The 23,408-nt window shown below is 72.2% G+C and carries 21 protein-coding genes; 10 read left to right on the forward strand and 11 right to left on the reverse strand.

Annotation, left to right across the window (positions count from 1 at the left end):
- Positions 1-29: 29 nt before the first annotated feature.
- A complete protein-coding gene (locus AB0H81_RS24030; RefSeq protein WP_358378500.1) occupies positions 30-638 on the reverse strand; it encodes a LacI family DNA-binding transcriptional regulator in 609 nt (202 codons plus the stop codon).
- Positions 639-681: 43 nt separating this feature from the next.
- Between AB0H81_RS24030 and AB0H81_RS24035 the strand changes: the two genes are divergently transcribed.
- Together AB0H81_RS24035 and AB0H81_RS24040 are read left to right on the forward strand one after the other, a co-directional pair.
- Positions 682-876 carry a hypothetical protein gene (locus AB0H81_RS24035; RefSeq protein WP_358378503.1) on the forward strand — a complete coding sequence of 65 codons (195 nt, stop codon included), beginning with the start codon at positions 682-684 and terminating at the stop codon, positions 874-876.
- The gene (locus AB0H81_RS24040) at positions 873-1,946 is read left to right on the forward strand and encodes a C45 family peptidase (protein ID WP_358378506.1); all 1,074 of its coding nucleotides are present in this window, start codon (positions 873-875) and stop codon (positions 1,944-1,946) included. The genes AB0H81_RS24035 and AB0H81_RS24040 overlap by 4 nt, the downstream gene beginning before the upstream one ends.
- 29 nt (positions 1,947-1,975) lie before the next feature.
- Here AB0H81_RS24040 and AB0H81_RS24045 read toward each other — a convergent pair whose 3' ends face one another.
- A complete protein-coding gene (locus AB0H81_RS24045) occupies positions 1,976-3,136 on the reverse strand; it encodes an acyl-CoA dehydrogenase family protein (RefSeq protein ID WP_358378509.1) in 1,161 nt (386 codons plus the stop codon).
- 67 nt (positions 3,137-3,203) lie between these two features.
- On the opposite strand from AB0H81_RS24045, the gene AB0H81_RS24050 reads away from it, so the two are divergent.
- From AB0H81_RS24050 to AB0H81_RS24060, 3 genes are read left to right on the forward strand one after another with little or no spacing between them, the layout of a single operon-like run.
- Complete coding sequence (locus tag AB0H81_RS24050; RefSeq protein ID WP_358378512.1) at positions 3,204-4,502, forward strand: aldehyde dehydrogenase family protein; 1,299 nt, start codon at positions 3,204-3,206, stop codon at positions 4,500-4,502.
- Positions 4,499-5,626, forward strand: a complete 1,128-nt coding sequence (locus AB0H81_RS24055; RefSeq protein ID WP_358378515.1) for a CoA transferase — start codon at positions 4,499-4,501, stop codon at positions 5,624-5,626. The genes AB0H81_RS24050 and AB0H81_RS24055 overlap by 4 nt, the downstream gene beginning before the upstream one ends.
- Positions 5,623-6,324: a GntR family transcriptional regulator gene (locus AB0H81_RS24060; RefSeq protein ID WP_358378517.1), complete on the forward strand. Its 702-nt coding sequence runs from the start codon at positions 5,623-5,625 to the stop codon at positions 6,322-6,324. Before AB0H81_RS24055 ends, AB0H81_RS24060 begins: the two co-directional genes overlap by 4 nt.
- Before the next feature lie 24 nt (positions 6,325-6,348).
- On the opposite strand, the gene AB0H81_RS24065 is transcribed toward AB0H81_RS24060, so the two are convergent.
- On the reverse strand, positions 6,349-7,239 hold the full coding sequence (locus tag AB0H81_RS24065) for a serine/threonine-protein kinase (RefSeq protein ID WP_358378519.1): 891 nt from the start codon (positions 7,237-7,239) through the stop codon (positions 6,349-6,351).
- Positions 7,240-7,310: 71 nt separating this feature from the next.
- Positions 7,311-9,332 (reverse strand): N-6 DNA methylase, encoded by a 2,022-nt coding sequence (locus AB0H81_RS24070; RefSeq protein WP_358378520.1) that lies wholly within the window; start codon positions 9,330-9,332, stop codon positions 7,311-7,313.
- A 75-nt stretch (positions 9,333-9,407) separates the two neighbouring features.
- Here AB0H81_RS24070 and AB0H81_RS24075 point away from each other — a divergent pair, with 75 nt between their 5' ends.
- Both AB0H81_RS24075 and AB0H81_RS24080 read left to right on the forward strand, forming a co-directional pair.
- On the forward strand, positions 9,408-10,178 hold the full coding sequence (locus AB0H81_RS24075; RefSeq protein WP_358378523.1) for a protein phosphatase 2C domain-containing protein: 771 nt from the start codon (positions 9,408-9,410) through the stop codon (positions 10,176-10,178).
- A gap of 174 nt (positions 10,179-10,352) precedes the next feature.
- The gene (locus AB0H81_RS24080) at positions 10,353-11,174 is read left to right on the forward strand and encodes a CHAP domain-containing protein (RefSeq protein ID WP_358378592.1); all 822 of its coding nucleotides are present in this window, start codon (positions 10,353-10,355) and stop codon (positions 11,172-11,174) included.
- 76 nt (positions 11,175-11,250) lie between these two features.
- Here AB0H81_RS24080 and AB0H81_RS24085 read toward each other — a convergent pair whose 3' ends face one another.
- Positions 11,251-12,306 (reverse strand): glucose 1-dehydrogenase, encoded by a 1,056-nt coding sequence (locus AB0H81_RS24085; protein WP_358378526.1) that lies wholly within the window; start codon positions 12,304-12,306, stop codon positions 11,251-11,253.
- A gap of 86 nt (positions 12,307-12,392) precedes the next feature.
- On the opposite strand from AB0H81_RS24085, the gene icmF reads away from it, so the two are divergent.
- On the forward strand, positions 12,393-15,686 hold the full coding sequence (icmF, locus tag AB0H81_RS24090; RefSeq protein WP_358378529.1) for a fused isobutyryl-CoA mutase/GTPase IcmF: 3,294 nt from the start codon (positions 12,393-12,395) through the stop codon (positions 15,684-15,686).
- Positions 15,687-15,781: 95 nt separating this feature from the next.
- Entirely contained in the window at positions 15,782-16,282 is a 501-nt protein-coding gene (gene tpx / locus AB0H81_RS24095) for a thiol peroxidase (RefSeq protein WP_358378532.1), read from the forward strand.
- 94 nt (positions 16,283-16,376) lie between these two features.
- Here tpx and AB0H81_RS24100 read toward each other — a convergent pair whose 3' ends face one another.
- Complete coding sequence (locus tag AB0H81_RS24100; RefSeq protein WP_358378534.1) at positions 16,377-17,180, reverse strand: SAM-dependent methyltransferase; 804 nt, start codon at positions 17,178-17,180, stop codon at positions 16,377-16,379.
- A gap of 185 nt (positions 17,181-17,365) precedes the next feature.
- On the opposite strand from AB0H81_RS24100, the gene AB0H81_RS24105 reads away from it, so the two are divergent.
- Positions 17,366-18,133, forward strand: a complete 768-nt coding sequence (locus AB0H81_RS24105) for a helical backbone metal receptor (protein WP_358378537.1) — start codon at positions 17,366-17,368, stop codon at positions 18,131-18,133.
- Positions 18,134-18,137: 4 nt separating this feature from the next.
- Here the strand turns inward: AB0H81_RS24105 and AB0H81_RS24110 are convergent, their stop codons facing one another.
- The 5 genes from AB0H81_RS24110 to AB0H81_RS24130 are packed head-to-tail and all read right to left on the reverse strand — an operon-like array spanning position 18,138 to position 23,408.
- Complete coding sequence (locus AB0H81_RS24110) at positions 18,138-19,304, reverse strand: ROK family transcriptional regulator (RefSeq protein WP_358378540.1); 1,167 nt, start codon at positions 19,302-19,304, stop codon at positions 18,138-18,140.
- A 6-nt stretch (positions 19,305-19,310) separates the two neighbouring features.
- Complete coding sequence (locus tag AB0H81_RS24115) at positions 19,311-20,231, reverse strand: carbohydrate ABC transporter permease (protein ID WP_358378543.1); 921 nt, start codon at positions 20,229-20,231, stop codon at positions 19,311-19,313.
- Positions 20,215-21,126, reverse strand: coding sequence for a sugar ABC transporter permease (locus AB0H81_RS24120; protein ID WP_358378546.1), 912 nt, complete (start codon positions 21,124-21,126; stop codon positions 20,215-20,217). The genes AB0H81_RS24115 and AB0H81_RS24120 overlap by 17 nt, the downstream gene beginning before the upstream one ends.
- The gene (locus AB0H81_RS24125) at positions 21,123-22,487 is read right to left on the reverse strand and encodes an extracellular solute-binding protein (RefSeq protein ID WP_358378549.1); all 1,365 of its coding nucleotides are present in this window, start codon (positions 22,485-22,487) and stop codon (positions 21,123-21,125) included. The genes AB0H81_RS24120 and AB0H81_RS24125 overlap by 4 nt, the downstream gene beginning before the upstream one ends.
- Positions 22,488-22,520: 33 nt before the next feature.
- A complete protein-coding gene (locus AB0H81_RS24130) occupies positions 22,521-23,408 on the reverse strand; it encodes a sugar phosphate isomerase/epimerase (protein WP_358378552.1) in 888 nt (295 codons plus the stop codon).

Here is a 23,408-nt window from a genome sequence, read left to right on the forward strand (position 1 = left end):
TCCCATATTTCTGATTAGGTGACTGCTGTTCAGAGGTGTTCTATACCTATCTCGCGGAACCCGCCGTGGACGGCGGCGGCCCAGTCGCTCGCGTCGCCGGCCACGATGAGCGCGGGCCGGCTCGCGCCCGAGGCGCTCAGGTGGTCCATGAGCGCGCCGACCGTGTCGGCGTGCTGCGACAGGACGACGCCGTCGGCCCGGCCCGCGCCGGGGAAGCGCTCGCAGGTGACCGTGGGCAGCCCTGCGCCCATGAGCCTGGCCACGAGCGGGTCGTCGGCCAGCGGGTCGCCGAGCACGAGTCCGTCGACGCGCGGCGTGCGGCGGCCCGAGGTGATCAGCGTGACGTCGTAGTCGTTGTCGGCCGCGCCCTGCACGACGCCGAACACGAACGCCATGTAGTAGACGGACCGGGTGAGCACCTCCGGCACGTGCAGGCCGATGGTGCCGGTGCTCGCGCGGCGCAGGTGCCGGGCCGAGCCGTTGGGCACGTAGCCGAGGGCGGCGGCGGCCTCCAGTACCCGGGCCTTGGTCTGCGCGGACACCCGGCCCGAGCCCCTGAGCGCGTCGGATGCGGTCGTCTTGGACACCCCGGCCGTCTTGGCGACGGTGAAGAGGGTGGCCGGCTCGTCTGGGCCCACGCCCCCCGATGCTAGCGGGCCCCGAACGCGTTTCGCCGGGATCGTGTCCGGTGTGGTCGCCTTCCGGGTACGGGTGACGGGGGAGCGCAGCATGTTCAAGCTGAGCCAGGACATCGACGACGCGCGGCGCGCGCGGGTCCGCCGCGACGCGGAACCGGCGCTCGCCGCGCTCATGGACCAGGTGGACCCCCGCCCGGGCCCGGCAGGGCAGGACGTACGCCCGGAGGTGGCGTTGTGACCAGGTTTCCCGCGTTCACCTCCTCGCACCTGGACCCGGGCGGTCGCGGCAGGGAGTTCGGGGCCTGCTGGGACGACGCCGTGCGCGCCAACCACGACGGCTACCTGCGGCTGTTCGAGGCGTGCGGGGCCGGGCCCGGGCGGGTCCGTGAGCTGGCCGAGCGGGCGCTGGCCGCGACGGCCGCCTGGGCGCCGGCGCTGGCCGAGGAGATCGGCGGCATCGCGGCGGGCTGCGGCCTGGAGCCCTGGCAGGTGGCGGCCGTCAACGCCCGCACCGAGATCCTCGCGGCCGTGCGGGACCGCGGCGAGGGCGAGTGCTCGACCGCCGTCGTGCTGGACGCCGGCCGGCCGCCCCGCACCGTCCAGACCTGGGACTGGCACGACCACCTGCGCGACGCGCCGTTGCTGTGGGCCTTCGAGACGGGCGACGGGCGCCGGGTGCGCACGTTCACCGAGGCCGGGGTGCTGGCCAAGATCGGCGTCAACGGCGCCGGCCTCGGCGTCCACTTCAACATCCTGCGCCACCGCTCCGACCACGCGGAGGTCGGCGTGCCCGTCCACCTGGTCGCGCGCCGGATCCTCGACGAGGCCGCCACGCTGGACGAGGCCACGGAGATCGCCCGCTCGGCGCGGACGTCGGCGTCCACGGTCGTCATCGTGGTGACCCTGGAGGGGGTCAGGGCGCTGGAGATCTGCCCGGCCGGCGTCGGGGTGGTGGAGGCCGGGGTGAACGGGATCGACGGCGTGCTCCTGCACACCAACCACTTCCTGGACCCGGAGCTGGCGCGGGGCGAGGACCTCGGGACCGAGCGGCCCGGCACGTACGCCCGGCTGCGCCATCTGGAGGAGCGGGCGGGCGGCCTGGCCGACCCGGACCTCACCGCGCGGGCCGGGGCGATGACCTGTCACGCCCCGGTGGCGCCGGTGTGCGCCCACCCGGATCCGGGGCTGCCCCTCGACCAGCGCTGGGAGACGCTCGCGGTGATCAGCCTGGACGTGGCCGCAGGCGCCATGCGCGTCCACCGCGGACGGCTCTGCCAGGTCGCCGGGACGACCTGGCAGACGTTCTGAGCGCAGCCGCTCCCGGTGGGCGGCCGGTCCTAGTGGAAGGCGGGCAGGCCGGTGAGCGCCTTGCCGATGACCAGCGCGTGGATCTCCGAGGTGCCCTCGTAGGTCAGCACGGACTCCAGGTTCACCGCGTGGCGGATCACCGGGTACTCCAGGGTGACGCCGCTCGCGCCGAGCAGCGTGCGGCAGGTCCTCGCGATGCCGAGGGCCTCGCGCACGTTGTTGAGCTTGCCGGCGCTCACCTGCTCGGGGGTGATCTCGCCCCGCTCCTTCAGCCGCCCGAGGTGCACCGCCAGCAGCAGGCCCTTGCCCAGCTCCAGCGTCATGTCGGCGAGCTTGGCCTGGGTGAGCTGGAAGGAGGCGAGCGGCCGGGCGAACACCTCGCGGGAGGCGGCGTAGTCCAGCGCCGTCTCCAGGCAGTCGAGCGCGGCGCCCATCGCGCCGAAGACGATCCCGAACCGGGCCTCGTTCAGGCAGCCGAGCGGACCGGACAGCCCCCTGGCGCCGGGCAGCATCGCCTCGGCGGGCAGCCGGACGCCGTCGAGCACCAGCTCGCTCGTCACGCTGGCGCGCAGCGACACCTTGTGCTTGAGGTCGTGCGCGGCGAAGCCGGGCGTGCCCGCCGGGACGAGGAAGCCGCGGATGCCGTCCTCGGTGCGCGCCCAGACGACCGCGACGTCGGCGATCGAGCCGTTGGTGATCCACATCTTGGTGCCGGTGAGCACCCAGTCGGAGCCGTCGCGCTTGGCCGTCGTGCGCATGCCGCCCGGGTCGGAGCCGAAGTCGGGCTCGGTGAGTCCGAAGCAGCCGATGCGCTCCCCGGCCGCCATGGCGGGCAGCCACTCCTGCTTCTGCTCCTCGCTGCCGTACTTCCAGATCGCGTACATGGCCAACGAGCCCTGCACGGAGACGAGGCTGCGCAGGCCGGAGTCGGCGGCCTCCAGTTCCAGGCAGGCCAGGCCGTACGCGACGGCGCCGAGGCCGGCGCAGCCGTACCCGTCGAGGTGCATGCCGAGGACGCCGACCGAGCCGAGCGTGCGCGCCAGCTCGCGCGCGGGCAGCTCGCCCGACTCGAACCAGCCGGCGACGTTCGGCCGGATCTCCCGGTCGCAGACCTGGCGGACGGTCTCGCGGATGTCGCGCTCCTCGTCGGTGAGGAGGCTGTCGAGGGCGAAGAGAGCGGAGGGGTGCATGAGCGCTCCAATGTATTTTGGATCCAATATTGAATGTCCAATATGGTACAGATAGGGTGAGCTGACCATGGAGCTGCTGAACCTCGTGAACGGCCGCTGGATCGAGGGATCCGGCGCCGAGTTCGCCGACACCAACCCCGCCGCCCCCGGCGAGATCGTCGCCCGAGGGCGCGCCGCCTCACCCGACGAGGTGGAGCTGGCCGTCGGTGCCGCCCGCGACGCCGCGCCCGCCTGGCGGGCCACCCCACACCACGAGCGCGCCGCCGTCCTCGCCCGGGCCGCCGTCCTCATCGACGCGGCCGCCGAGGAGTGGGGCCGCGAGCTGAGCCGCGAGGAGGGCAAGACGCTCCCCGAGGCGGTCGCCGAGGTGCGCGGCTCGGCCCGCATCCTGCGCTACTACGCCGCCGAGGCCGACCGCGAGAGCGGCGAGATCTACGCCTCCCCGCGCCCCGGCGAGAACCTCCTCGTCATGCGCCGTCCCGTGGGCGTCGCCGGCCTCATCACCCCGTCCAACTTCCCGATCGCCATCCCCGCCTGGAAGATCGGGCCCGCCCTGACCTACGGCAACACGGTCGTGTGGAAGCCCACCGGCTCCACCGAGGTCGGCCGGGCCGTCATCGCCCGCTGCGGCGAGCTGGCCAAGCCCGTGCAGACCGAGATGGGCGGCAAGAACGCCGCCGTCGTGCTCGCCGACGCCGACCTCGACCACGCCGCCGTGCAGGTGTGCCTCGGCGCGTTCCGGTCCACCGGGCAGAAGTGCACGGCCACCTCCCGCCTCGTGGTCGAGGAGGCCGTCGCCGCCGACCTGCTGCGCAAGGTGGCCGCCAAGGCCGAGGAGCTGGTCGTCGGCGACCCGGTCGAGGACGGCGTGGAGACGGGTCCGCTGGTCAGCGCCGCGGCCCGGGAGCGCGTGGCCGCGGGCGTGCTGCGGGCCGTCAAGGACGGGGCCGAGCCGCTGGCCGGCGGCCGGCCGTACAGCCAGGGGCGGCTCGCCGAGGGCTGGTTCACCCCGCCCACCGTGCTGGCTCTGCCCGGCACGCACCTGGACGTGTGGAGCACCGAGCTGTTCGGACCGGTCGTCGGCGCGGTGCGCGCCTCGGGCCCGGAGGAGGCGCTGCGGCTGGCCAACCACAGCGAGCACGGACTGTCGGCGGCGATCTTCACCCGCGACCTGGGCGCCGCGCCTCGGGCCGTGGACGACCTCGACGTCGGCGTGCTGCACGTCAACTCCGAGTCCGCGGGCACCTTCCCCTGGGTGCCGTTCGGCGGCAGCAAGCTCAGCGGCTTCGGGCCGAGGGAGCAGGGACGGGCCGCCCGCGAGTTCTTCACCCAGACCGTCACCGTCTACCTCGGGGCGCCGGCGTGAGCGGGGCGCTGTCCGGCCTGCTCGTGGCCGACTTCAGCCGGGTGCTCGCCGGCCCGTACGCGACCATGATCCTCGCCGACCTCGGCGCCGACGTCGTCAAGGTCGAACGGCCCGGCGCCGGCGACGACACCCGCTCATGGGGCCCGCCGCACGCCGGGGGAGAGGCCACCTACTTCCTCGCCGTCAACCGCAACAAGCGCTCCATCGCCCTCGACCTGCGCGACCCGGCGGACGCCGAGGTGGCCCGCGCCCTCGCCGGCCGCGCCGACGTGCTCGTCGAGAACTTCCGGCCCGGCACCATGGACCGCCTCGGGCTCGGCCACGACGCGCTGCGCGCGGTCAACCCGGGGCTCGTCTACTGCTCCATCACCGGGTTCGGCGAGGGCGAGGGCGCGAAGCTGCCCGGTTATGACCTGATCGTGCAGGCCGTCGGCGGGCTGATGAGCGTCACCGGCGAAGCGGACGGGCCCGGCACCAAGGCGGGCGTCGCCCTCGTGGACGTGATCACCGGGCTGCACGCGGCGCTCGGCGTGCTGGCCGCGCTGCGCCACCGCGACGCCACCGGGCAGGGGCAGCGGGTGACGGTCTCACTGCTGTCGTCGCTGCTGTCGGCCATGACCAACCTGGCCTCCGGGTACGCCGCCGCCGGCGTGGTGCCCTCCGCCATGGGCAACCGGCACCCCAGCATCGTCCCGTACGAGGTGTTCCAGGCCGCCGACCGGCCGATCGTCATCGCGGCCGGCAACGACCGGCAGTTCCGCGCCCTGTGCGAGGCCCTCGAGCGCGCCGACCTCGCGGCGGACCCGAGGTACGCCGCCAACTCCGGCCGGGTCGCCCACCGGGAGGAGCTGTGCGCCGAGCTGGACCGGGCCCTGTCCACCCGCACAGCCGGCGCGTGGTTCACGGCCCTGACCGCGGCCGGGGTGCCCTGCGGGCCGATCAACACCATGGCCGACGCCTTCGCCCTGGCCACCGAGCTGGGCCTGAGCCCGCTGGTCGGCGAGGGACCGGCCACTCAGGTGGCCAACCCCATCGGCCTCGGCCTCACGCCCCCGGAGTACCGCCTGGCGCCCCCGTCGCTCGGACAGGACGATCAGTGGGTCCGTGAGATATTGGGCCAATGACCACGCCAGAAGGGCCGGCAAGGGGCGTCACGGCCGAGTCCGGGGGGCGGCGCAGGCCGCCCACGGCGCAGCAGTTCGTCCTGGGGGAGCTGCGGCGCGCCATCACCACCGGCAGGCTGCGTCCCGGCGACCCCATCCGGCAGGAGGCGCTGGCCGAGGAGCTGGACGTGAGCCGCGTCCCGCTGCGCGAGGCGCTGAAGACGCTGCAGGGCGAGGGCCTGGTCACCTACCAGGCCCACCGGGGCTACTTCGTCGAGCGGCTCTCGCTCGACGACCTGCGCGAGGTCTACCTCATCCGGGAGATCCTGGAGGCCGAGGCGGTGCGCCGGGCGGCCGGGCGGTTCACCGACGAGGCCCTCCGGGAGGCCGAGCGGGCACAGGCGGAGGTCGAGGAGGCCGCCGCGGCGGGCGACGTGCTGGCGATGGCCGCGGCCAACCGCCGCTTCCACATGACGATCTTCGAGGCGTCCGGGCTGCCGCGCATGGTCCGGATGATCAGGACGCTGTGGGACTCCACCGACGCCTACCGCTCCGTCTACTACGGGGAGCCGGCCAACAGGGAGCGGGTCATCGAGGAGCACCGGGCCGCGCTCGACCTGCTGCGCCGCCGCGACGCCGAGGGGACCGTGCGGGCGCTGGCCGCGCACCGCGCCCACGCCGTGACCGCCATCGAGGGCGTCCTGCCCGACGCCCCCTGACCCCGGCGCCCGTTATGAAGCGTTTCAGTCGCTGAGGACGCGGCCGACCATCCGCGCGTACATGCGGCCCGGGCTCGGCGCCTTGGCCAGGAAACCGGGCAGCATGGGCAGCCCCACCGCGTACGGCTCCAGCCGCTCGTACAGCTCCTCCGCCCCGGAGGGCCGCTGGTCGGGCCGCTTCTCCAGCAGCTCCGACAGCAGCGCGCCGAGCCCGGCCGGCAGGCCCGGGATGTCCGGGGGCCGCTCCTTGACCTGCTTCTCGAACACCACGTAGTCCGTCGGCCCGGTGAAGAGCTGCCGGCCGGTCAGCATCTCGTGCAGCACGCAGCCGAGCGCGTACAGGTCGCTGCGCGGCTCGGCGACGCCCCGCTGGATCTGCTCGGGGGCCATGTAGGCGGGCGTGCCGAGGATCTGGCCGATCCGGGTGAACGTCGTGACGTCGGCCTCGCGCAGCATGGCCAGGCCGAAGTCGAGCACCTTCACGCTGCCGTCGGGACACAGCATGAGGTTGGTCGGCTTGAGGTCGCGGTGGCAGATCGCCAGGGCGTGCGCGGCCGACAGCACCGCGCACGCCTGCGCGGCGATCGTGGCGGCCCAGGGGACCGGCAGCGGCCCGTGCTCGCTGAGCACGTCGGCCACCGTGACGCCCTCGATGAACTGCATCACCTGGAACAGCCGCTGCTCGTGGGTGCCGAAGTCGTAGAGCACCGGCGCGCCCGGGTGCTCCAGCCGGGCCAGGATGCGCGCCTCCCGGATGAAGCGACGCTCCAGCTCGCCGTCCGGCCCGCTCGGCAGCCGCAGCAGCTTGACCGCGACGCGGCGGTCGAGGTGGCGGTCGTGGCCCGCGTAGACGGCTCCCATGCCGCCCTGCCCGAGGGGGAAGTGGTCGAGCACATAGCGGTCGCCGATGACCATTCGCCCCTCCATGCCGCCTTTCCGGAAAAACTACACCGTCGCGCGAGGACGCGCCCTCGACCGAGCCCGTCTCACGGAGTCAGGCCATGAGCAGGCGGGTGCAGGTGGCCGTCGGCCAGCCCGTCGAGGCCCAGACGGATCAGCGTCTGCCCCAGGGCGGAGGTTTCACGCAGCGCGTCCTCCAGCACCGCCAGCTGTCGGAACGCCTCGCCGTACGCGCTCTGCTCCTTCAGCGTCAGGCGCGGCAGGCGGGTGCGGCGCACGTCGAAGCGGCTGGAACCGGTCGTCACGCGGCCCCCGGCCGCCCGCAGGAAGCCGGCCAGGAAGTCGGGGTCGAGCCGGCGCTGGTCCACCCGGTAGAGCGTCAGATGGGGCCCGAGCACGCAGCCGCCCTCGGCCATGACCCGGACGCTGGAGTAGGAGGCCACCACGTCACCGGGGCGCACCTGCACGAGCCCTTGCTGGGCGGCCGCCCGGCCGGAGGGCGGCGTGCCGCCGGCCACGTCGTCGGCCGTCAGCACCGGCAGGTCGCCGCCGTCGGCGGCCATCTTGGGCGGCGCCTGGAGCACCGTGACCAGGCCCTCCTTGATGAGGTCGCCGACGGTGGTGGCGGGCTGGTCGAGCGGCTGGTCCAGCACCTTCAGGTCGGGCGGCGCCGCGGCGGCCGCGAGGAAGCGGTCGCGCGCCTCGGTGAAGGCCCGGCCGACGTCGTCGCGGCGCTGGTGGCGGGCCGGCGTCATGTCCACCTCGTCGGCCAGCAGGTCGATGATGCGCACCGTACGGTCGGAGCGGTCGTCGAGGTAGGCGCGCCAGGCCGGCTCGACGGCGGACAGGTCGGCCGTCGCGTCGAGGATGAGCACGTCGGACGGCGGGCGCTCGCCCGCGCGCGGCCGGCGCAGCAGCCACAGGTCGGAGCCGGGGAGCGCGACGACGCCGCGCAGGGCGCCGGCCCGCAGCAGGTTGGCCCGGATGCGGCGGCCCGCCTTGCGGCTCGCGGCGGCGGGCGGCATGAGGATGGCGACCAGACCGCCCGGCCTGACGTGGGTCAGGCAGTGCTGCACCCAGGCGAGCTCGGGCTCGCCGCGCGGCGGCAGGCCGTACTCCCAGCGCGGGTCGCCGGTCAGCTCCTCGTAGCCCCAGGCGCGCTCGTTGAACGGCGGGTCGCACAGGACGGCGTCGGCCTTCTCCCCGGCGAACGCGTCGTGGCGGATGGCGTCGCCCGGGACGATACGCGCGTCGGCGCCGCGCAGGCGCAGCCTGGCCGCGGTGATGCGGGCGGAGGCGCCGCTGAGGTCCTGCCCGAGCAGGCGGGCGGCCTTGGGGGCGAGCAGCAGGGTGCCGACGCCGCACGCGGGGTCCAGGATCGTGGCCGGCGCCTCGATCCCGGCCGGGCCGCCGTGCCCCGTCGAGCCGCTCCGCGCGGAGCTTCCCGCCGGCGGTTCGCTTCCCGCCGGGCCGCCGGCCACCAGGTCGCCGACGATCCGGCCGCCGGGTGCCGCGCGGTGTCCGTCGGACGCCGCGGTGAGGACCGCCGTGGGACGGCCGTGCGCGGGACGGCTCTCCGCGGAGTGGTCGTCCGTGGAGAGAGCGTCGGTGGAGTGGCCGTCCGTGAGGTGGCCGTCGGCGGCAGGGGTGGCGCCGACCAGGCGGACCATCAGCTCGGCGACGTCCTCGCGGGTCACCGAGAGCTGGCGCGAGTGCGCCTCCAGGTAGCGCTCGCACAGGAACTCGTACGCCGTGAGCCGCCCGTGCCGCTCGCCCAGCTCGTACACCAGCTCGGCCAGTTCGGGGTCCAGCTCGGCGCTCCCGGTGGAAAGAAACTCACCCGCCTCGGCCACAAGGTCACCCAGGCGTAGATCTCCGGCAGCTTTCAGGCGCTGCCACACACGATCTCCCAGGGATACCTGGTAGGACTTCCCATAGCGCCGCAGCCACGCCTCCACCTGCCGCAACGAGAAAAGCGGCTGGTTCGCGGTTCCGCCCACGGGACGGGGGAAGTCGTCGTGGCGGCGTCGCCAGTTGCTCACCGCGGCGCGCCCGACCCCCGCGAGCCGGGCGATGTCCCCGGCGTTCACGGTCGGGTCGTGGCTCATGCGACCACAGTAGTTCACAAGAGTCTTCAGCGCATCTGCTTGTGAAGTCTTTCAACCAATGATTTACTGCTAGGTATGAAGCACAACATCCGCTATGCCGCCGGATCAGATGTGGGGCGCCGCAGGGAGCAGAACGAGGATTCCGGCTACGCGAGCGGCCGGCTGCTCGTGGTGGCTGACGGGATGGGCGGCCACGCGGCCGGCGAGCTCGCGAGCTCGGCGGCGATCGCCGTCATGCGCGAGCTGGATGCCACGCTTCCCGAGACTGGCGCCGACCTGGAGGCCGCCCTCGAGGGCGCCGTGCACGAGGCGGCGCGCCGGTTGGTCGAACTGGCGGAGATCGACCCGGCACGCAGGGGAATGGGGACCACGGTGACCGCCATGCTCTGGGACGGTTACCGGTTCGCCCTGGCTCATCTCGGTGACTCCCGCGGATACCTGCTTCGCGATGGTGCTCTTTACCAGATGACCAAGGATCACACACTTGTGCAGTCGATGGTGGACGAAGGACGGATAACGGAGGATCAGGCCGCCGTTCATCCCCGGCGTTCCATGGTGCTGCGGGTGCTCGGCAGCGAGGGCCGGGCCGAGCCCGACATGGCGCTGCGCGAGGCCGAGCCCGACGACCGCTACCTGCTGTGCTCCGACGGCCTCACGGCCGTGCTCGGTCCCGAGATGCTGCACGAGGTGCTCACCACGCATCCGGACCCGGCGTTGGCCACGCAGCGCCTCATCGACCTGGCCAACGAGGGCGGCTCGCCGGACAACGTGACCGTGATCGTGGCCGACGTGGTGGCGCCGGGCACGGGCGACGAGCAGGTCTGGCGCGTGGGCGCGGGGTCCTAACTCCGTCACTTCCGTCACAGGAGTCCTTTTTCTTCTCAGAGCTCGCCACTTTCGCGGTGCACGGCTCGCGCTCGCCGCGCGGCGATTACCGTACATCGTGATCGTCCGGATTTTCTGGGAGGAGTCGCGCTGGATCCCATCGCGGAAGCTCTGCTGAGACAGGTCCGTAAGGAGATCGGCTACCGGGAGAAGGACGGCCAGAACACCAAGTTCGGCCACTGGTACGCCGAGCGCGTCCAGGACGCCCAGTACCGGGACGCGCCCTGGTGCGACATGTTCATCGCCTGGGCGGCGGACCGGGCCGGCATCGTGGACCACGTCGGCAGCTTCGCCTGGACGCCGTCCCACGCCGCGTGGTTCATCAAGCAGGGCGCCTGGTCGTCCACGCCCGAGCCGGGTGCGCTGGTCTTCTTCGACTGGAAGGGCGGCAAGAGCTACCAGGGCATCGACCACGTCGGCATCGTCGAGAGCGTCTCCGGCGGCAAGATCCACACCATCGAGGCGAACGTCGACCGCGTCTGGCTCAAGCGCAAGGTCCGCGAGACCGACAAGGTCGTCGGGTACGGCCTGCCGCGCCTGGTCAAGGCCGACGCCACGCCGAGCGAGATCCGGGCCACCGAGCACCCGTTCGCGCCGGCGCCCCGGGCGCGGGAGCCCCAGGGGTCGGTGTTCGACGTGCTGGGCACACCCCACGCGCTGCTCGCGGTCATGGTGCTGACGACGATCGTGCTCTCCTTACGCTTCGCGGGACGCCGCCGCGGCACCCATCGCCGCCTCGCCTGGCCCTGGAACGCGCCATCACGCGGCGACCACGGCCTGTCCTGGACCGACGCCGACCCCACCTGGACCGACCCTGATCCCGCCTGGTCCGACCCTGACACCGCCTGGTCAGGCCCCGGGCACGAGAATGCCGGCGAGCGGGTCCCCGTCGTCATCGGCGGGCCTCCCCGAGAGCATCCCGCCGCCCGCCGCCGCCCGTACGAGTCGAGACGCTGACGTACGCGAGAGCCGCCCGTACGATTCCCTGACGCCCCTTTGACGCGCCTTGACGTCCCCTGCGCGAGGCCGCCGGTCAGCCGGTGGTGAGGTCGATGACCAGCTTGACGTCGTCGCCCGGCTTCTCGAACGCCTCCGGCGCCCGCTCCAGCGGCAGCCGCCTGGTGATCAGCCGTTCCAGCCAGGCGCCGTCGGCCGCCGCCAGCGCGTCACCCGCGGCCCGGAAGTGGCGCAGGTTGGCGTTGACCGAGCCGAACACCACGTCGTTCTCCAGCACCATGTCCCGGTTGATGCGCCCCACGTCCGCGTCCAGCACCTTGCCGGGGGCCGAGACCCCGGTCAGGCAGACGATGCCGGCGGAACCGCTCATCACCATCGAGTCGAGGACCATCGTGCCCGCCCCCGTGGCCTCGACGATGATGTCCGGGCGCAGGTCGCGCACCGGCTCCAGGGAGCTGCCGGAGTGGAAGACGGCGCCGAGCGAGCGCACCAGGTCGGGCTTGAGCTCTTCGGTGGTGCGGTCGACGACGTGGACCTCCAGCCCGCGCTGCGTGCCGAGCAGGGCGGCCAGCAGGCCGATCGGCCCGGCGCCGACGACGAGCGCCGTGCGCGGCTCGAACCAGGCCCGCGCCCCGATGCGCTCGATGTGCTCCCACGCCTTGGCCACGATCGAGGTCGGCTCCATCAGCACCCCGACCCGCTCCAGCCGGGGGTCGATGCGCACCGCGTAGTCCTCCTCCACGGTCCACAGCTCGCTGCCGAAGCCGTCGAGCGCCTTGATGCCGCGCTCGGTGTAGCGGCCGTTGCGGCACATGTCGAACTCGCCCCGGGCGCAGGCCGGGCACGGCACCGGGTCGGGCCGGCGCACCACGCCCACGACGAGGTCGCCGGGGGAGAAGGAGGACCCCTCCGGTGCCCGGAGCACGCGGCCGAGCGACTCGTGGCCGAGGATCATGCTGTCCTTCTCGCCCCGCCAGAAGCCGTACTCGCCGGAGGCCAGCTCCCGGTCCGTGCCGCAGATGCCCAGGGCCAGCCCCTGGACGAGCAGCTCACCGGGGCCCGGCTCGGGATCGGGCACGTCCTCGACGCGGAGCGACCCGCGGGTGTCCGGCCGCAAGGTGAGTGCGCGCATGCCTGTCCTGTACCCGCCACGCGACAGGAAATAGTAGGACGTCCTAGTATCTTGAGGGTAGGCCGCTCAAAGAGGAGTGATCAGGCGTGCACGTACCGGTCCATCCCGTCCGCTTCGTGACGGCAGCCGCGCTGTTCGACGGCCACGACGCCGCGATCAACATCATGCGCCGCATCCTCCAGTCGCAGGGTGCCGAGGTCGTCCATCTGGGGCACAACCGGTCGGTGGACGAGATCGTCACCGCCGCCATCCAGGAGGACGTCCAGGGCGTCGCGGTCAGCTCCTACCAGGGCGGGCACGTGGAGTTCTTCACGTACCTGGTCGATCTGCTGCGCGAGCGCGGCGCGGGGCACGTCAAGGTGTACGGAGGTGGCGGCGGCGTCATCGTGCCGGAGGAGATCGAGCTGCTGCACTCCCGGGGCGTCAGCCGGATCTTCTCGCCCGAGGACGGCCAGCGCCTCGGCCTGCCCGGGATGATCAACAAGCTGGTCGAGGAGTGCGACGTCGAGCTGGGCGACCCGCCGTCGGTGGAGGCCGTGGTCTCGGGCGACCAGCCCGCGCTGGCCCGCGCGATCACGCTGATCGAGTCCGGCCGCGCGCCGGCCGGGCTGCTCGACGGGCTGCGCGCGGCCGGCGGGTCCCGAGCGGAGGGCGAGCCCGCGGCGGGTGACGCGGAGCTGCTGACCGGGGTGCGCGCCCCCGTGCTCGGCATCACGGGCACCGGCGGCTCCGGCAAGTCCTCGCTCACCGACGAGCTGGTACGGCGGCTGCGCGTGGACAACGACGACAAGCTGCGCATCGCCGTCATCGCCATCGACCCCACCCGCCGGCGCGGGGGCGGCGCGCTGCTCGGCGACCGCATCCGCATGAACAGCCTCGGCCCCCAGACCTACTTCCGCTCGCTGGCCACCCGGGGCGCCCCCAACGAGGTGCCCGCCTGCCTCGACGACGTGGTCGCCGCCTGCCGGGCCGCCGGCTACGACCTGGTGATCGTGGAGACGCCCGGCATCGGTCAGGGCGACGCCGGGATCGTGCCGCACGTGGACGTGCCGATCTACGTCATGACCCCGGAGTTCGGCGCGGCCTCCCAGCTGGAGAAGATCGACATGCTCGACTTCGCCGAGGCCGTGGTGATCAACAAGTACGAGCGGCGCGGGGCCGAGGACGCGCTGCGCGACGTGCGCCGGCAGCTCGTGCGCAACCGGGAGGCGTTCGGCGTCTCGCCCGACGACATGCCGGTGTTCGGCACGATCGCCGCCCGCTACAACGACGCCGGGGTGACGGCCCTCTACCAGCACATCAAGACGATGCTCGTGGACAAGGGCCTGCCGGCCGGATCCGGGCTGCTGGCGCCGGTGCGCGGCCGTACCTCCGAGACGTCCGAGGCGATCGTCCCGCCCGCGCGGGTCCGCTACCTGGCGGAGATCGCCGAGACCGTCCGCGGCTACCACGCCGAGACGCTCGCCCAGGCCGAGGCGGCCCGCCGCCGCCAGCAGGTCGCCGCCGTGCGCGCGCTCCTGAAGCGCGACGACGACAGCGGCCGGCGCGACGGCAAGGGCGGCGGCGAGGAGCGGCTGGCGGGTCTGGAGGAGCGGGCCGAGAGCGAGCTGTCGGAGGAGAGCCGGGCGCTGCTCGACTCCTGGCCCGCCACGCGCGAGCAGTACACCGCCGACGAGCTGGTGGTCCGCGTGCGCGACCGGGAGATCCACACGCCGCTGTGGCGCGAGACGCTGTCCGGCAACCGCATCCCCCGGGTGGCGCTGCCCCGCTACAGCGACCACGGCGACCTGCTCCGGTTCCTGCGCTCGGAGAACCTGCCGGGCCGCTTCCCCTTCACCGCCGGCGTGTTCGCGTTCAAGCGCGACGACGAGGACCCCACCCGGATGTTCGCGGGGGAGGGCGACCCGTTCCGCACCAACCGGCGCTTCAAGCTGCTGTCGGAGGGGCAGCCGGCGACGCGGCTGTCCACCGCGTTCGACTCGGTCACGCTGTACGGCCACGACCCCGACCTCCGCCCCGACATCTACGGAAAAGTCGGTACTTCGGGGGTGTCGATCGCGACGCTCGACGACATGAAGGCCCTCTACGACGGCTTCGACCTGGCGGCGCCCAACACGTCCGTGTCGATGACCATCAACGGGCCCGCGCCCACCATCCTGGCCTTCTACCTCAACGCGGCCGTCGACCAGGCCCTCGACCGGTTCCGGGCGGAGCAGGGGCGCGAGCCGTCCGAGGCGGAGGCGCGCGACCTGCGCGCCCGCACGCTGGCCACGGTCAGAGGCACGGTCCAGGCCGACATCCTCAAGGAGGACCAGGGGCAGAACACCTGCATCTTCTCCACCGAGTTCTCGCTGCGGATGATGGCCGACATCCAGGAGTGGTTCATCGCCAACGGCGTGCGCAACTTCTACTCGGTGTCGATCTCCGGCTACCACATCGCCGAGGCCGGGGCCAACCCGATCAGCCAGCTCGCCTTCACTCTGGCCAACGGCTTCACCTACGTCGAGGCGTACCTCGCGCGCGGCATGGACATCGACGACTTCGCGCCCAACCTGTCGTTCTTCTTCTCCAACGGCATGGACCCCGAGTACAGCGTGCTCGGGCGGGTGGCCCGGCGCGTCTGGGCGGTCGCGATGCGCGAGAGGTACGGCGCCGCCGAGCGCTCGCAGAAGCTCAAGTACCACATCCAGACCTCGGGCCGGTCGCTGCACGCCCAGGAGATGGACTTCAACGACATCCGCACCACCCTGCAGGCGCTGATCGCCATCTACGACAACTGCAACAGCCTGCACACCAACGCCTTCGACGAGGCGGTGACCACGCCGTCGGCCGACTCGGTGCGCCGGGCCATGGCCATCCAGCTCATCATCAACCGCGAGTGGGGCCTGGCCCGCAACGAGAACCCGCTGCAGGGCTCGTTCATCATCGAGGAGCTGACGGACCTGGTCGAGGAGGCCGTGCTCAGCGAGTTCGAGCGGCTGTCGGACCGGGGCGGCGTGCTGGGCGCCATGGAGACGGGCTACCAGCGCGGGCGCATCCAGGACGAGTCGATGCTGTACGAGATGCGCAAGCACGACGGCTCGCTGCCGATCATCGGCGTCAACACCTTCCGCAACCCGCGCGGCGACGAGCCGCACGAGCGGAAGCTGGAGCTGGCCCGGGGCACCGAGGAGGAGAAGCGCTCGCAGCTCGACCGGCTCGACGCCTTTCACGAGAGGCACCGGGCCGAGGCTCCGGCCGCGCTGGCCCGGCTGCGCGAGGCGGCCATGTCCCGCTCGAACGCCTTCGAGGTGCTGATGGACGCGGCGCGCGTGTGCTCGCTCGGCCAGATCACGGAGGCCCTGTTCGAGGCGGGGGGCCAGTACCGGCGAAACGTGTGAGGACACGTCGAGGAGACTCTGGGCTGCCCCGGGGCGACCGCTCGGCCCGCCGATAGGATCGCCACCGGGGACCACAGCTAACAGGAGGTTTTCTCATGTCCGAGATCTCGTTCAAGGGCAACCCGGTCACGGTGGGCGGCACGTTCCCGCGGCAGGGTGACGAGGCGCCCGGGTTCAGCCTGGTGGGCAAGGGGCTGAGCGACGTCACGCTGGAGTCGTTCGGCTCCTCGGTCAAGGTGCTCAACATCTTCCCGAGCGTCGACACCGGTGTCTGCGCCGCCTCGGTGCGCCGCTTCAACCAGGTCGCCGCCGAGCACCCGGATGCCGTGGTGCTGTGCGTGTCGGCCGACCTGCCGTTCGCGCAGCAGCGCTTCTGCGGCGCGGAGGGGCTCGACAGCGTGGTCATGCTGTCGCTCATGCGCGGCCGCGAGTTCCTGACCGAGTACGGCGTCGCGCAGGAGTCGGGGCCGCTGGCCGGTCTCGCCGCCCGCGCGGTGATCGTGCTCGACGGCGACAACAAGGTGATCCACTCCGAGCTGGTCCCGGAGATCACCCAGGAGCCCGACTACGAGGCCGCCCTCGCGGCCCTGAAGTAACCGCTCGCCGGGGTCCGCGCCGGGGCGTCGCGCCGGCGCGGACAGGTCCGCGAGAAGCAGCGGACAGGTCCGCGAGAACCAGCGGACAGGTCCGCTAGTTCTTGCGGCCGACTCCGCACACGATGAGCGACGACTGCGGGTCGTCGGCGAAGTCGATCATGTCGGTCTCGTCCGGCCGCCATTGCGGCAGCCACACCATGCCCGGCTCGACCAGGTCGAACCCGCCGAACAGCTCCCTGACGCGCTCGCGGCTGCGCAGGGTCAGCGGCGAGGTCGCGCTCCGGTAGACCTCGACGCCCTTGTCCACGGCATCGGGCCGGGCGTCGCTGGTGCCGTGCGACATGACCAGGTAGCTGCCGGGTGCCATCGCCTCGCGCAGCGCCCCGATGATCTCCTCCGGGCCCTCGTCCTCGGACACGAAGTGCATCACCGCGACGAGCAGCACGGCGACGGGCCGGCTGAAGTCCAGCAGCCCCGTCACGTCGGGGTTCTTCAGAATGCCGCCGGGGTCGCGCACGTCGCCCTCGACGACGACGGTGTTGGCGTCGTCGGCCAGCAGCGCGCGGGCGTGGACGAGCACGACGGGGTCACGGTCCACGTAGACCACGCGCGCCCCCGGCGCGGCCTCGCGGGCGACCTCGTGCACGTTGCCCTGGGTGGGTAACCCGGTGCCGATGTCGAGGAACTGCGTCACCCCGGTCTGGGCCAGGAAGCGGACGGCCCTCCCCAGGAACGCCCGGTTGGCCCGCGCGGCGAGACGCACCTCGGGCGCGACGGCGAGGATCTTCTCGGCGGCCTCACGGTCGGCCGGGAAGTGGTCCTTGCCCCCGAGGTAGTAGTCGTACAGCCGGGCGACGTTGGGCGTGTTCGGATCGAAGCCCAGCGATTCTCGCTCCAACCGGAGATCCCCCGATCCAGACGTAATGATCTTTATGGGGGATTCTACGGATTCGTTATGCAGCTTGTGGAGGACCCGCGCACATTCGGCTAAGAATTCACTGTATTTCACTCAATTTCGGTCAGGCGGGCGTGACGCCGAACAGGGGAGGATGGGCAGGAGCGGCATGCGATGAGGAGGCGGCGATGACGGAGCCGGGCGTACGGGACGACACCGGGGCGGCCGTGCGGGTGCCCGGGGCCGTGACCAGGATCGTGTCCCTCGTGCCGTCGCTCACCGAGTCCGTGGCGGCAACCATGCCCGGCGCGCTGGCCGGCGCCACCGACTGGTGCTCACACCCCGCCGGCCTGGACGTCACGCGCGTGCGCGGCACCAAGAACCCCGACCTCGACGTGATCAGGAAGCTGCGCCCCGACGTGGTGCTGGCCAACGCCGAGGAGAACCGCGAGCCCGACATCGCCGCCCTGCGCGCGGCCGGCCTGGCCGTCTGGGTCACCAGGATCGAGACCCTGGACCAGGCGTTCGCCTCCCTGGAACGGATGTTCGCGGAGGCCTGCCGCACCGAGCCGCCCGCCTGGCTGCACGAGGCGCGCGAGGTCTGGCGGAAGCCGGAGGAGGGGCCGCGGCGCACGGCGGTCGTCCCCATCTGGCGGCGGCCCTGGATGGTGGTGGGACGCGACACGTTCACCGGCGACGTGCTGCGCCGGCTCGGCGTGGACAACCTGTACGCGGGGCACGCCGAGCGCTACCCCAAGGTGCCGCTCGCCGAGCTGGCCGCCCGGGCACCCGACCTGGTGGTGCTGCCCGACGAGCCGTACGCCTTCCACGCCGGGGACGGCCCCGAGTGCTTCCCCGGCCTGCGGTGCGCGCTGGTCAGCGGGCGCGACCTGACCTGGTACGGCCCCTCCCTTGTGACGGCCCGCGCCCGCCTCACCCGCGCCCTGGCGGGATAGGCGGTCAGGTGCCGGTACGGGAGCGGCCGGCCGGGGCGGCGAGGGCGGCGTCCACGGCCTCCGGGCTGAGCACGTGCTCCATGACGATCACCGCCGTCCCGACGATCCCGGCCTGCTGCCCCAGCGAGCTGGTCACGATCTCCAGGTTGCGCGTCGTGTACGGCAGGCTGCGCCGGTAGACGCTCTCCCGGATGCCGGTCAGGTAGTGCTCGCCGGCGTCGGCCATGTCCCCGGCCAGCACCAGCACACCCGGGTTGAGCAGGCTCACCGCGGTCGCCAGCAGGACGCCGAGCGTGCGGCCCGCCTCCTGGGCGTGGGCGATGGCGGCCGGGTCGCCGGCCTGGACGAGGCGCACCACGTCGCGGCTGGTCTCCACGCCGAGGTCGGTGGCTAACGCGTGGCCGCTGGCCAGCGAGGCGACGCAGCCGCGCGAGCCGCACGTGCAGACCCGGTCGTCGCTCTCGCGCAGCCGCACGTGGCCCAGGTTGCCGGCGGCGTCCTCGGCGCCCCGGTAGACGGCGCCGTCCAGCACCACGCCGGTGCCGATGCCCGTGGAGACCTTGACGAGCAGCAGCGCCCGGGTGCGCCGCCACGACGACCACCACTCGCCGAGCGCCATCGCGTTGGCGTCGTTCTCCACGAGCACCGGCACGCCGAACGCCGAGCTGAGGCTCGCGCTGATGGGATGGTCGTCCCAGCCGGGCATGAGGAACGAGCGGAGCAGCCGCCCGGTGCCGTGGTCCACCGAGCCCGGCAGGTCGACGCCGATGCCGCACACCCGCTCGCGCGGCATGCCCGTCCGGTCCAGCAGCCGCTGGAACGCGTGCCGCACCCAGGTGAGGACGGCGTCGGGCCCGCGGTCGATGCGCATCTCGGTGTGCTCCTCGGCCAGCGGCCGGGCGGCGAGGTCGGTCAGCGCGACGCGGGCGTGGCCGGCGCCGAGGTCGGCCACGAGCACCAGGCGCTTGCCCGCGTCGAGGTCGAGCACCGAGGGCGGCCGGCCGCCCCCGGAGCTGGCGACGCCGGACTCGTGGATGTAGCCGGCCTCGATCAGCCGGTCGACCCGGTCGGTGATCGTCGACCGGGACAGTCCGGTGTACTCGATGAGCTCCTTGCGGGTGCGGCAGGACCCATCACGGATGAGCTGGAGGATGTGCCCTGCCGTCAGCATCGTCGTCTACCCCTTCTCCGCTCCCGCCGTGAGACCCTCGGTGAGCAGGCGCTCGCTGGCGAAGAACACGATCACGATGGGCAGCGTGAGGACCACCGACCCGGCCATGAGCACCGTGGTCGGGATCTCGATGCTACCCGCGAGCTGGGAGAGTCCCAGGGAGACCGTCCAGCTCTCCCGCCTCTCGACGAGGAAGAGCAGGGCGAACAGGAACTCGTTCCAGGCGATCATGAACACGTAGAGGCCGGTCGCCATGAGCGCGGGCTTCGACAGCGGCAGCACGACCCGCCAGATGGTCGACAGGCGCGTGCAGCCGTCGATGGCGGCCGCCTCCTCCACGCTACGCGGCACGGTCTCGAAGTAGTTGCGGAGCATGTATACCGTGACCGGCACGGTCTGCGCGATGTAAACGAGGATGAGCCCGAGCAGCGACCCGCGCAGCCCCATCATCGTGAAGAGCACGAAGAGCGGGATGGCCAGCACGATCGCCGGGAAGAGGTACACGGCCAGGAACAGGAAGTGGACCTGCCGGCGTCCGAAGAAGCGCAGCCGGGCCACCGCGTACGCGCCGGGGATCGAGATCAGCAGCGTGACCGCCACGGTGCCCACGGCCACGATCGCGCTGTTGCCCAGGAACGTCAGGAACCCCTGCCGGTCCAGCACGTCGGCGTAGGTGTCGAGGGTGAGCCGGCGCGGCCAGAGCGAGCCGGGGTCGAGGATCAGCTCCTGGATGTCGCGCAGCGACAGCGTGACCATGTAGAGGAACGGGAACGCGGTGACGGCGACGAGCACGGCGATCACCAGCGGCTTGAGCACGCGCAGCACGGCCCGCTCCACCCGGTCCCTGCTCATCGGCCGCCCGCGCCGCCCGCTCGCGGGCCGTTCGCCCCCGCCGGCGGCCACCACCGGCTCAGCGGTCCTGCTCACGTTCGCCTCCCGCGAAGAACCTGAGGTAGAGGGCCAGGAAGACGACCAGCACGACGGCGAGGACGATCGCCTGCGCCGCCGAGGCGCCGATGTCGTCGCGCGAGGTCAGGAAGTTGTAGACGCGCACGCTGACCACCTCGGTCCCGGCGCCGCCGCCGGTCAGCAGGTACACGTCGTCGAACTTGGTGAAGGTGAACACGAAGCGCAGCACGGCCAGCAGCGCGACGATCCGCCAGAGCTGCGGCATGATCACGTACCGGAAGCGCTGGGTGGGCGTCGCCCCGTCCACCACGGCCGCCTCCTCCAGGTCGGCGGGCAGCGCCTGGAGCCGGGCCAGGATGAACAGGAACGCGAACGGGAAGTACCGCCACGCCTCGAACGCGATGACCGTCAGCAGCGCCACCGGCACCTCCACCCCGAGGAACGTGCCCTTGGCCTGGCTGAGGAAGGCGATCGGCTGGCTGAGCCAGGTGTTCACGATGCCGTACTGCGGGTTCAGCATCGTCTCCCACAGGAAGGCGACGGCCACGACCGGCGCCACGTACGGGATGAGGATGGAGGCCCGCACCAGCGTGCGCCCCTTGAAGCGGTCGCGCAGCGTCAGCGCGGCGACGAGGCCGACCACGATGGACAGCGCCGTGCCGGCCACGGTGTAGACGAGCGTGTTGACCAGGGCCGGCCAGAAGCCCGGCTCGGAGACCACGTACCGGAAGTTCTCCAGCGTGTAGCCGCCGAACAGGCCCTTGCTCCGGATGTTGATGAGCCGCACGTCCTGGAAGGCCAGCATGACGGCCCACAGGAGCGGCAGCACGACCACGACGAGAGTGATGACGAGGGTGGGCGAGATCAACGCCAGCCCGGCCCGCCCCTCCTGCTGCCGAAGCGTGCGGGTCATTGGCGGATTCCGCGCTTGATGGTCTCGACGTCCTTCTTGGCCTGCGCGGCGGCCTGCTCCGGCGTCAGCGAGCCGTCCACGACCTGGCTGAGCGCCTTCGGCACCGGCAGCTCGCCCATCGTGGCGCCGACCAGCTTGCCCTGGCCCTGCGTGATGCCCCAGCGGCCGAAGCTGTCGGGGCCGGCGCGCAGCGCGTCCAGCACGGAGGCCGGGTAGACGTCGGCGAGCGGCTTCTTGGTGTCGACGCCGGCGGGCAGCTTGTTCCAGGCGGCGGCGTAGCTCTTGCGGGTGGGGAACTTGCCCTCCGGCGCCATCCCGATCCACCGCTCGTAGCCCTCGTTCATGGCGTACGCGACGAACGTGGCGGCGGGGTCCTTGGCCGCGTCACGGGTGACGACCCACGAGACGATCTCCCCGTACTGGGCGGGCGCGCTCCCGTCCGGGCCCTTCAGAGCCGTGACGACGCCCGTGTTCTTCGCCAGCCACCCCGGGTCGTCCTTGCACTGCGCGCAGCTCGGCAGCGCGTCCTTGCGCAGCCCCGCCAGCTCGTCGAGGATGAACGACGACCAGATGACCATGGCGGCCTTGCCGGAGAAGTAGGTGGCGCGCGTGGAGTCGACGTCCTGCTTGCCCTTGACCGAGGAGTTCTTGACGAGGCCGGCGTAGAAGCCGAACGCCTTCACGCACTGCGGCGAGTCGAGCGTGACGTTGCCGGAGGCGTCCACGAGCTGGCAGCCGTTGGCCAGGGCCACGTGCTCGAAGCTCTGCGCGGTGAAGGAGTCCTTGGGCGCGATGGCCAGGGTGATGCCGGCGACGCCGCCGGTGTTGAGCTTGCGCGCCGCCGCCTCCAGCGCCTCGTACGTGTCGGGCGGCGCCAGGCCGGCCTGGTCGAACAGGTCCTTGCGGTAGAGGACGAGCTGGGCCCAGCCGTCGCTGGGCACCGCCAGCAGCTTCCCGCCGGAACTGTCGAGGTCGAGCGCGCGCCGCGAGAACGAGTCGCGGCCGAGCTGGTCGACGACCTTGGCCGGGGTCTCGGTGTCGAGCAGGTCGTTGGCCTCCAGCTCGCGCACGGCCGCCAGCGGGAGGGCCCCGATGACGTCGGGCAGCTTGCCCGCGGCCGCCGCCGAGGTGACGATCTGGCTGAACTGGTCCTCGGCCACTCCGACCAGGTTCACCTTGATCCCGGTCTTCTTGGTGAAGTCCGCGGCGATCTGCTTCTGCACGGCCATCCGGTCGGGGAGGTTCTCCTCGGTCCAGACGGTGATCTCGTCGGCCGCCCTCTCGTTCCCGCCGCCGCACGCGGTCAGCGTGGCCGCGGCCATCAGGGTGACACAGAGGACGGCGGTTGTGCTCTTCGGCATGGCGCGCTCCTCGTCCACGGGGATATGCCGCACTTACCCCCGCACGAGGGGGCGCAACGTCCGGTAGGCGATACCGAGACCGCTCTGTACCCTCTCCGTGCTGCCGGTCCACTCGTGGTCCTCGTGCTCGACCGAGACCACCCCGTCGTAGCCGCCCCGGCGCAGCGCGCCGATCACGTCGGTCCACTGGATCTGCCCCAGTCCCGGCACCCGGAAGCAGTACCAGCCCTTCTCGCCGCTGATCGGGCCGTAGTAGCCGAAGCGGTTGAGGGTGCCCGGCAGCAGCTCGACGTCCTTGGCCTGCACGTGCGCGATCTGCGACACGTACGGCATGGCCGCCGCGACCGGGTCGATGCCGAGCGCCACCAGGTGCGACGGGTCGTAGTTGAGCCGCAGCCCGAGTGTGAACATCCACTCCCACAGCTCGGGGGAGTAGGCCAGGTTGCCCGGGTAGCCGTCGGGATGCCAGCTCTTCATCAAGCAGTTCTCGATGACCAGGTCGACGCCGTGGTCGCGGGCGTAGGCGACGAGGGGGCGGAAGACGCCTTCGGCGCGTTCGAGGTTGTCGCGGACCGACAGGCCGGGGTCGCGGCCGACGAACGTGCCGACCGTGGGGCAGCCGAGCGCCGCGGCGGCGTCCACGCACCGGCGCACGTGCGCGTTCACCTCCGCCCCTGCGCGAGGGTGCAGATTGTTCTCGTAATAGGCGATCGAGGAAAGGGTGAGTCCGGTCTCTGCGAAGATTCTCCCGACCCGCTCGCATTCGGCGTCGTCGAAACGGTCCACTCTGATGTGATTTCGGGTATCCGTCGACGGCCATCCGGCGACTTCGAGCGCCTCGTAACCCTGCTCGACGGCCCACCGGGCGACATCCACGAGATCGAGCTCGGGAAGACAGGCGGTCAGGAAACCCAATTTCAT

The organism is Nonomuraea sp. NPDC050691 (genome assembly GCF_040654455.1).
GTDB lineage: Bacteria > Actinomycetota > Actinomycetes > Streptosporangiales > Streptosporangiaceae > Nonomuraea.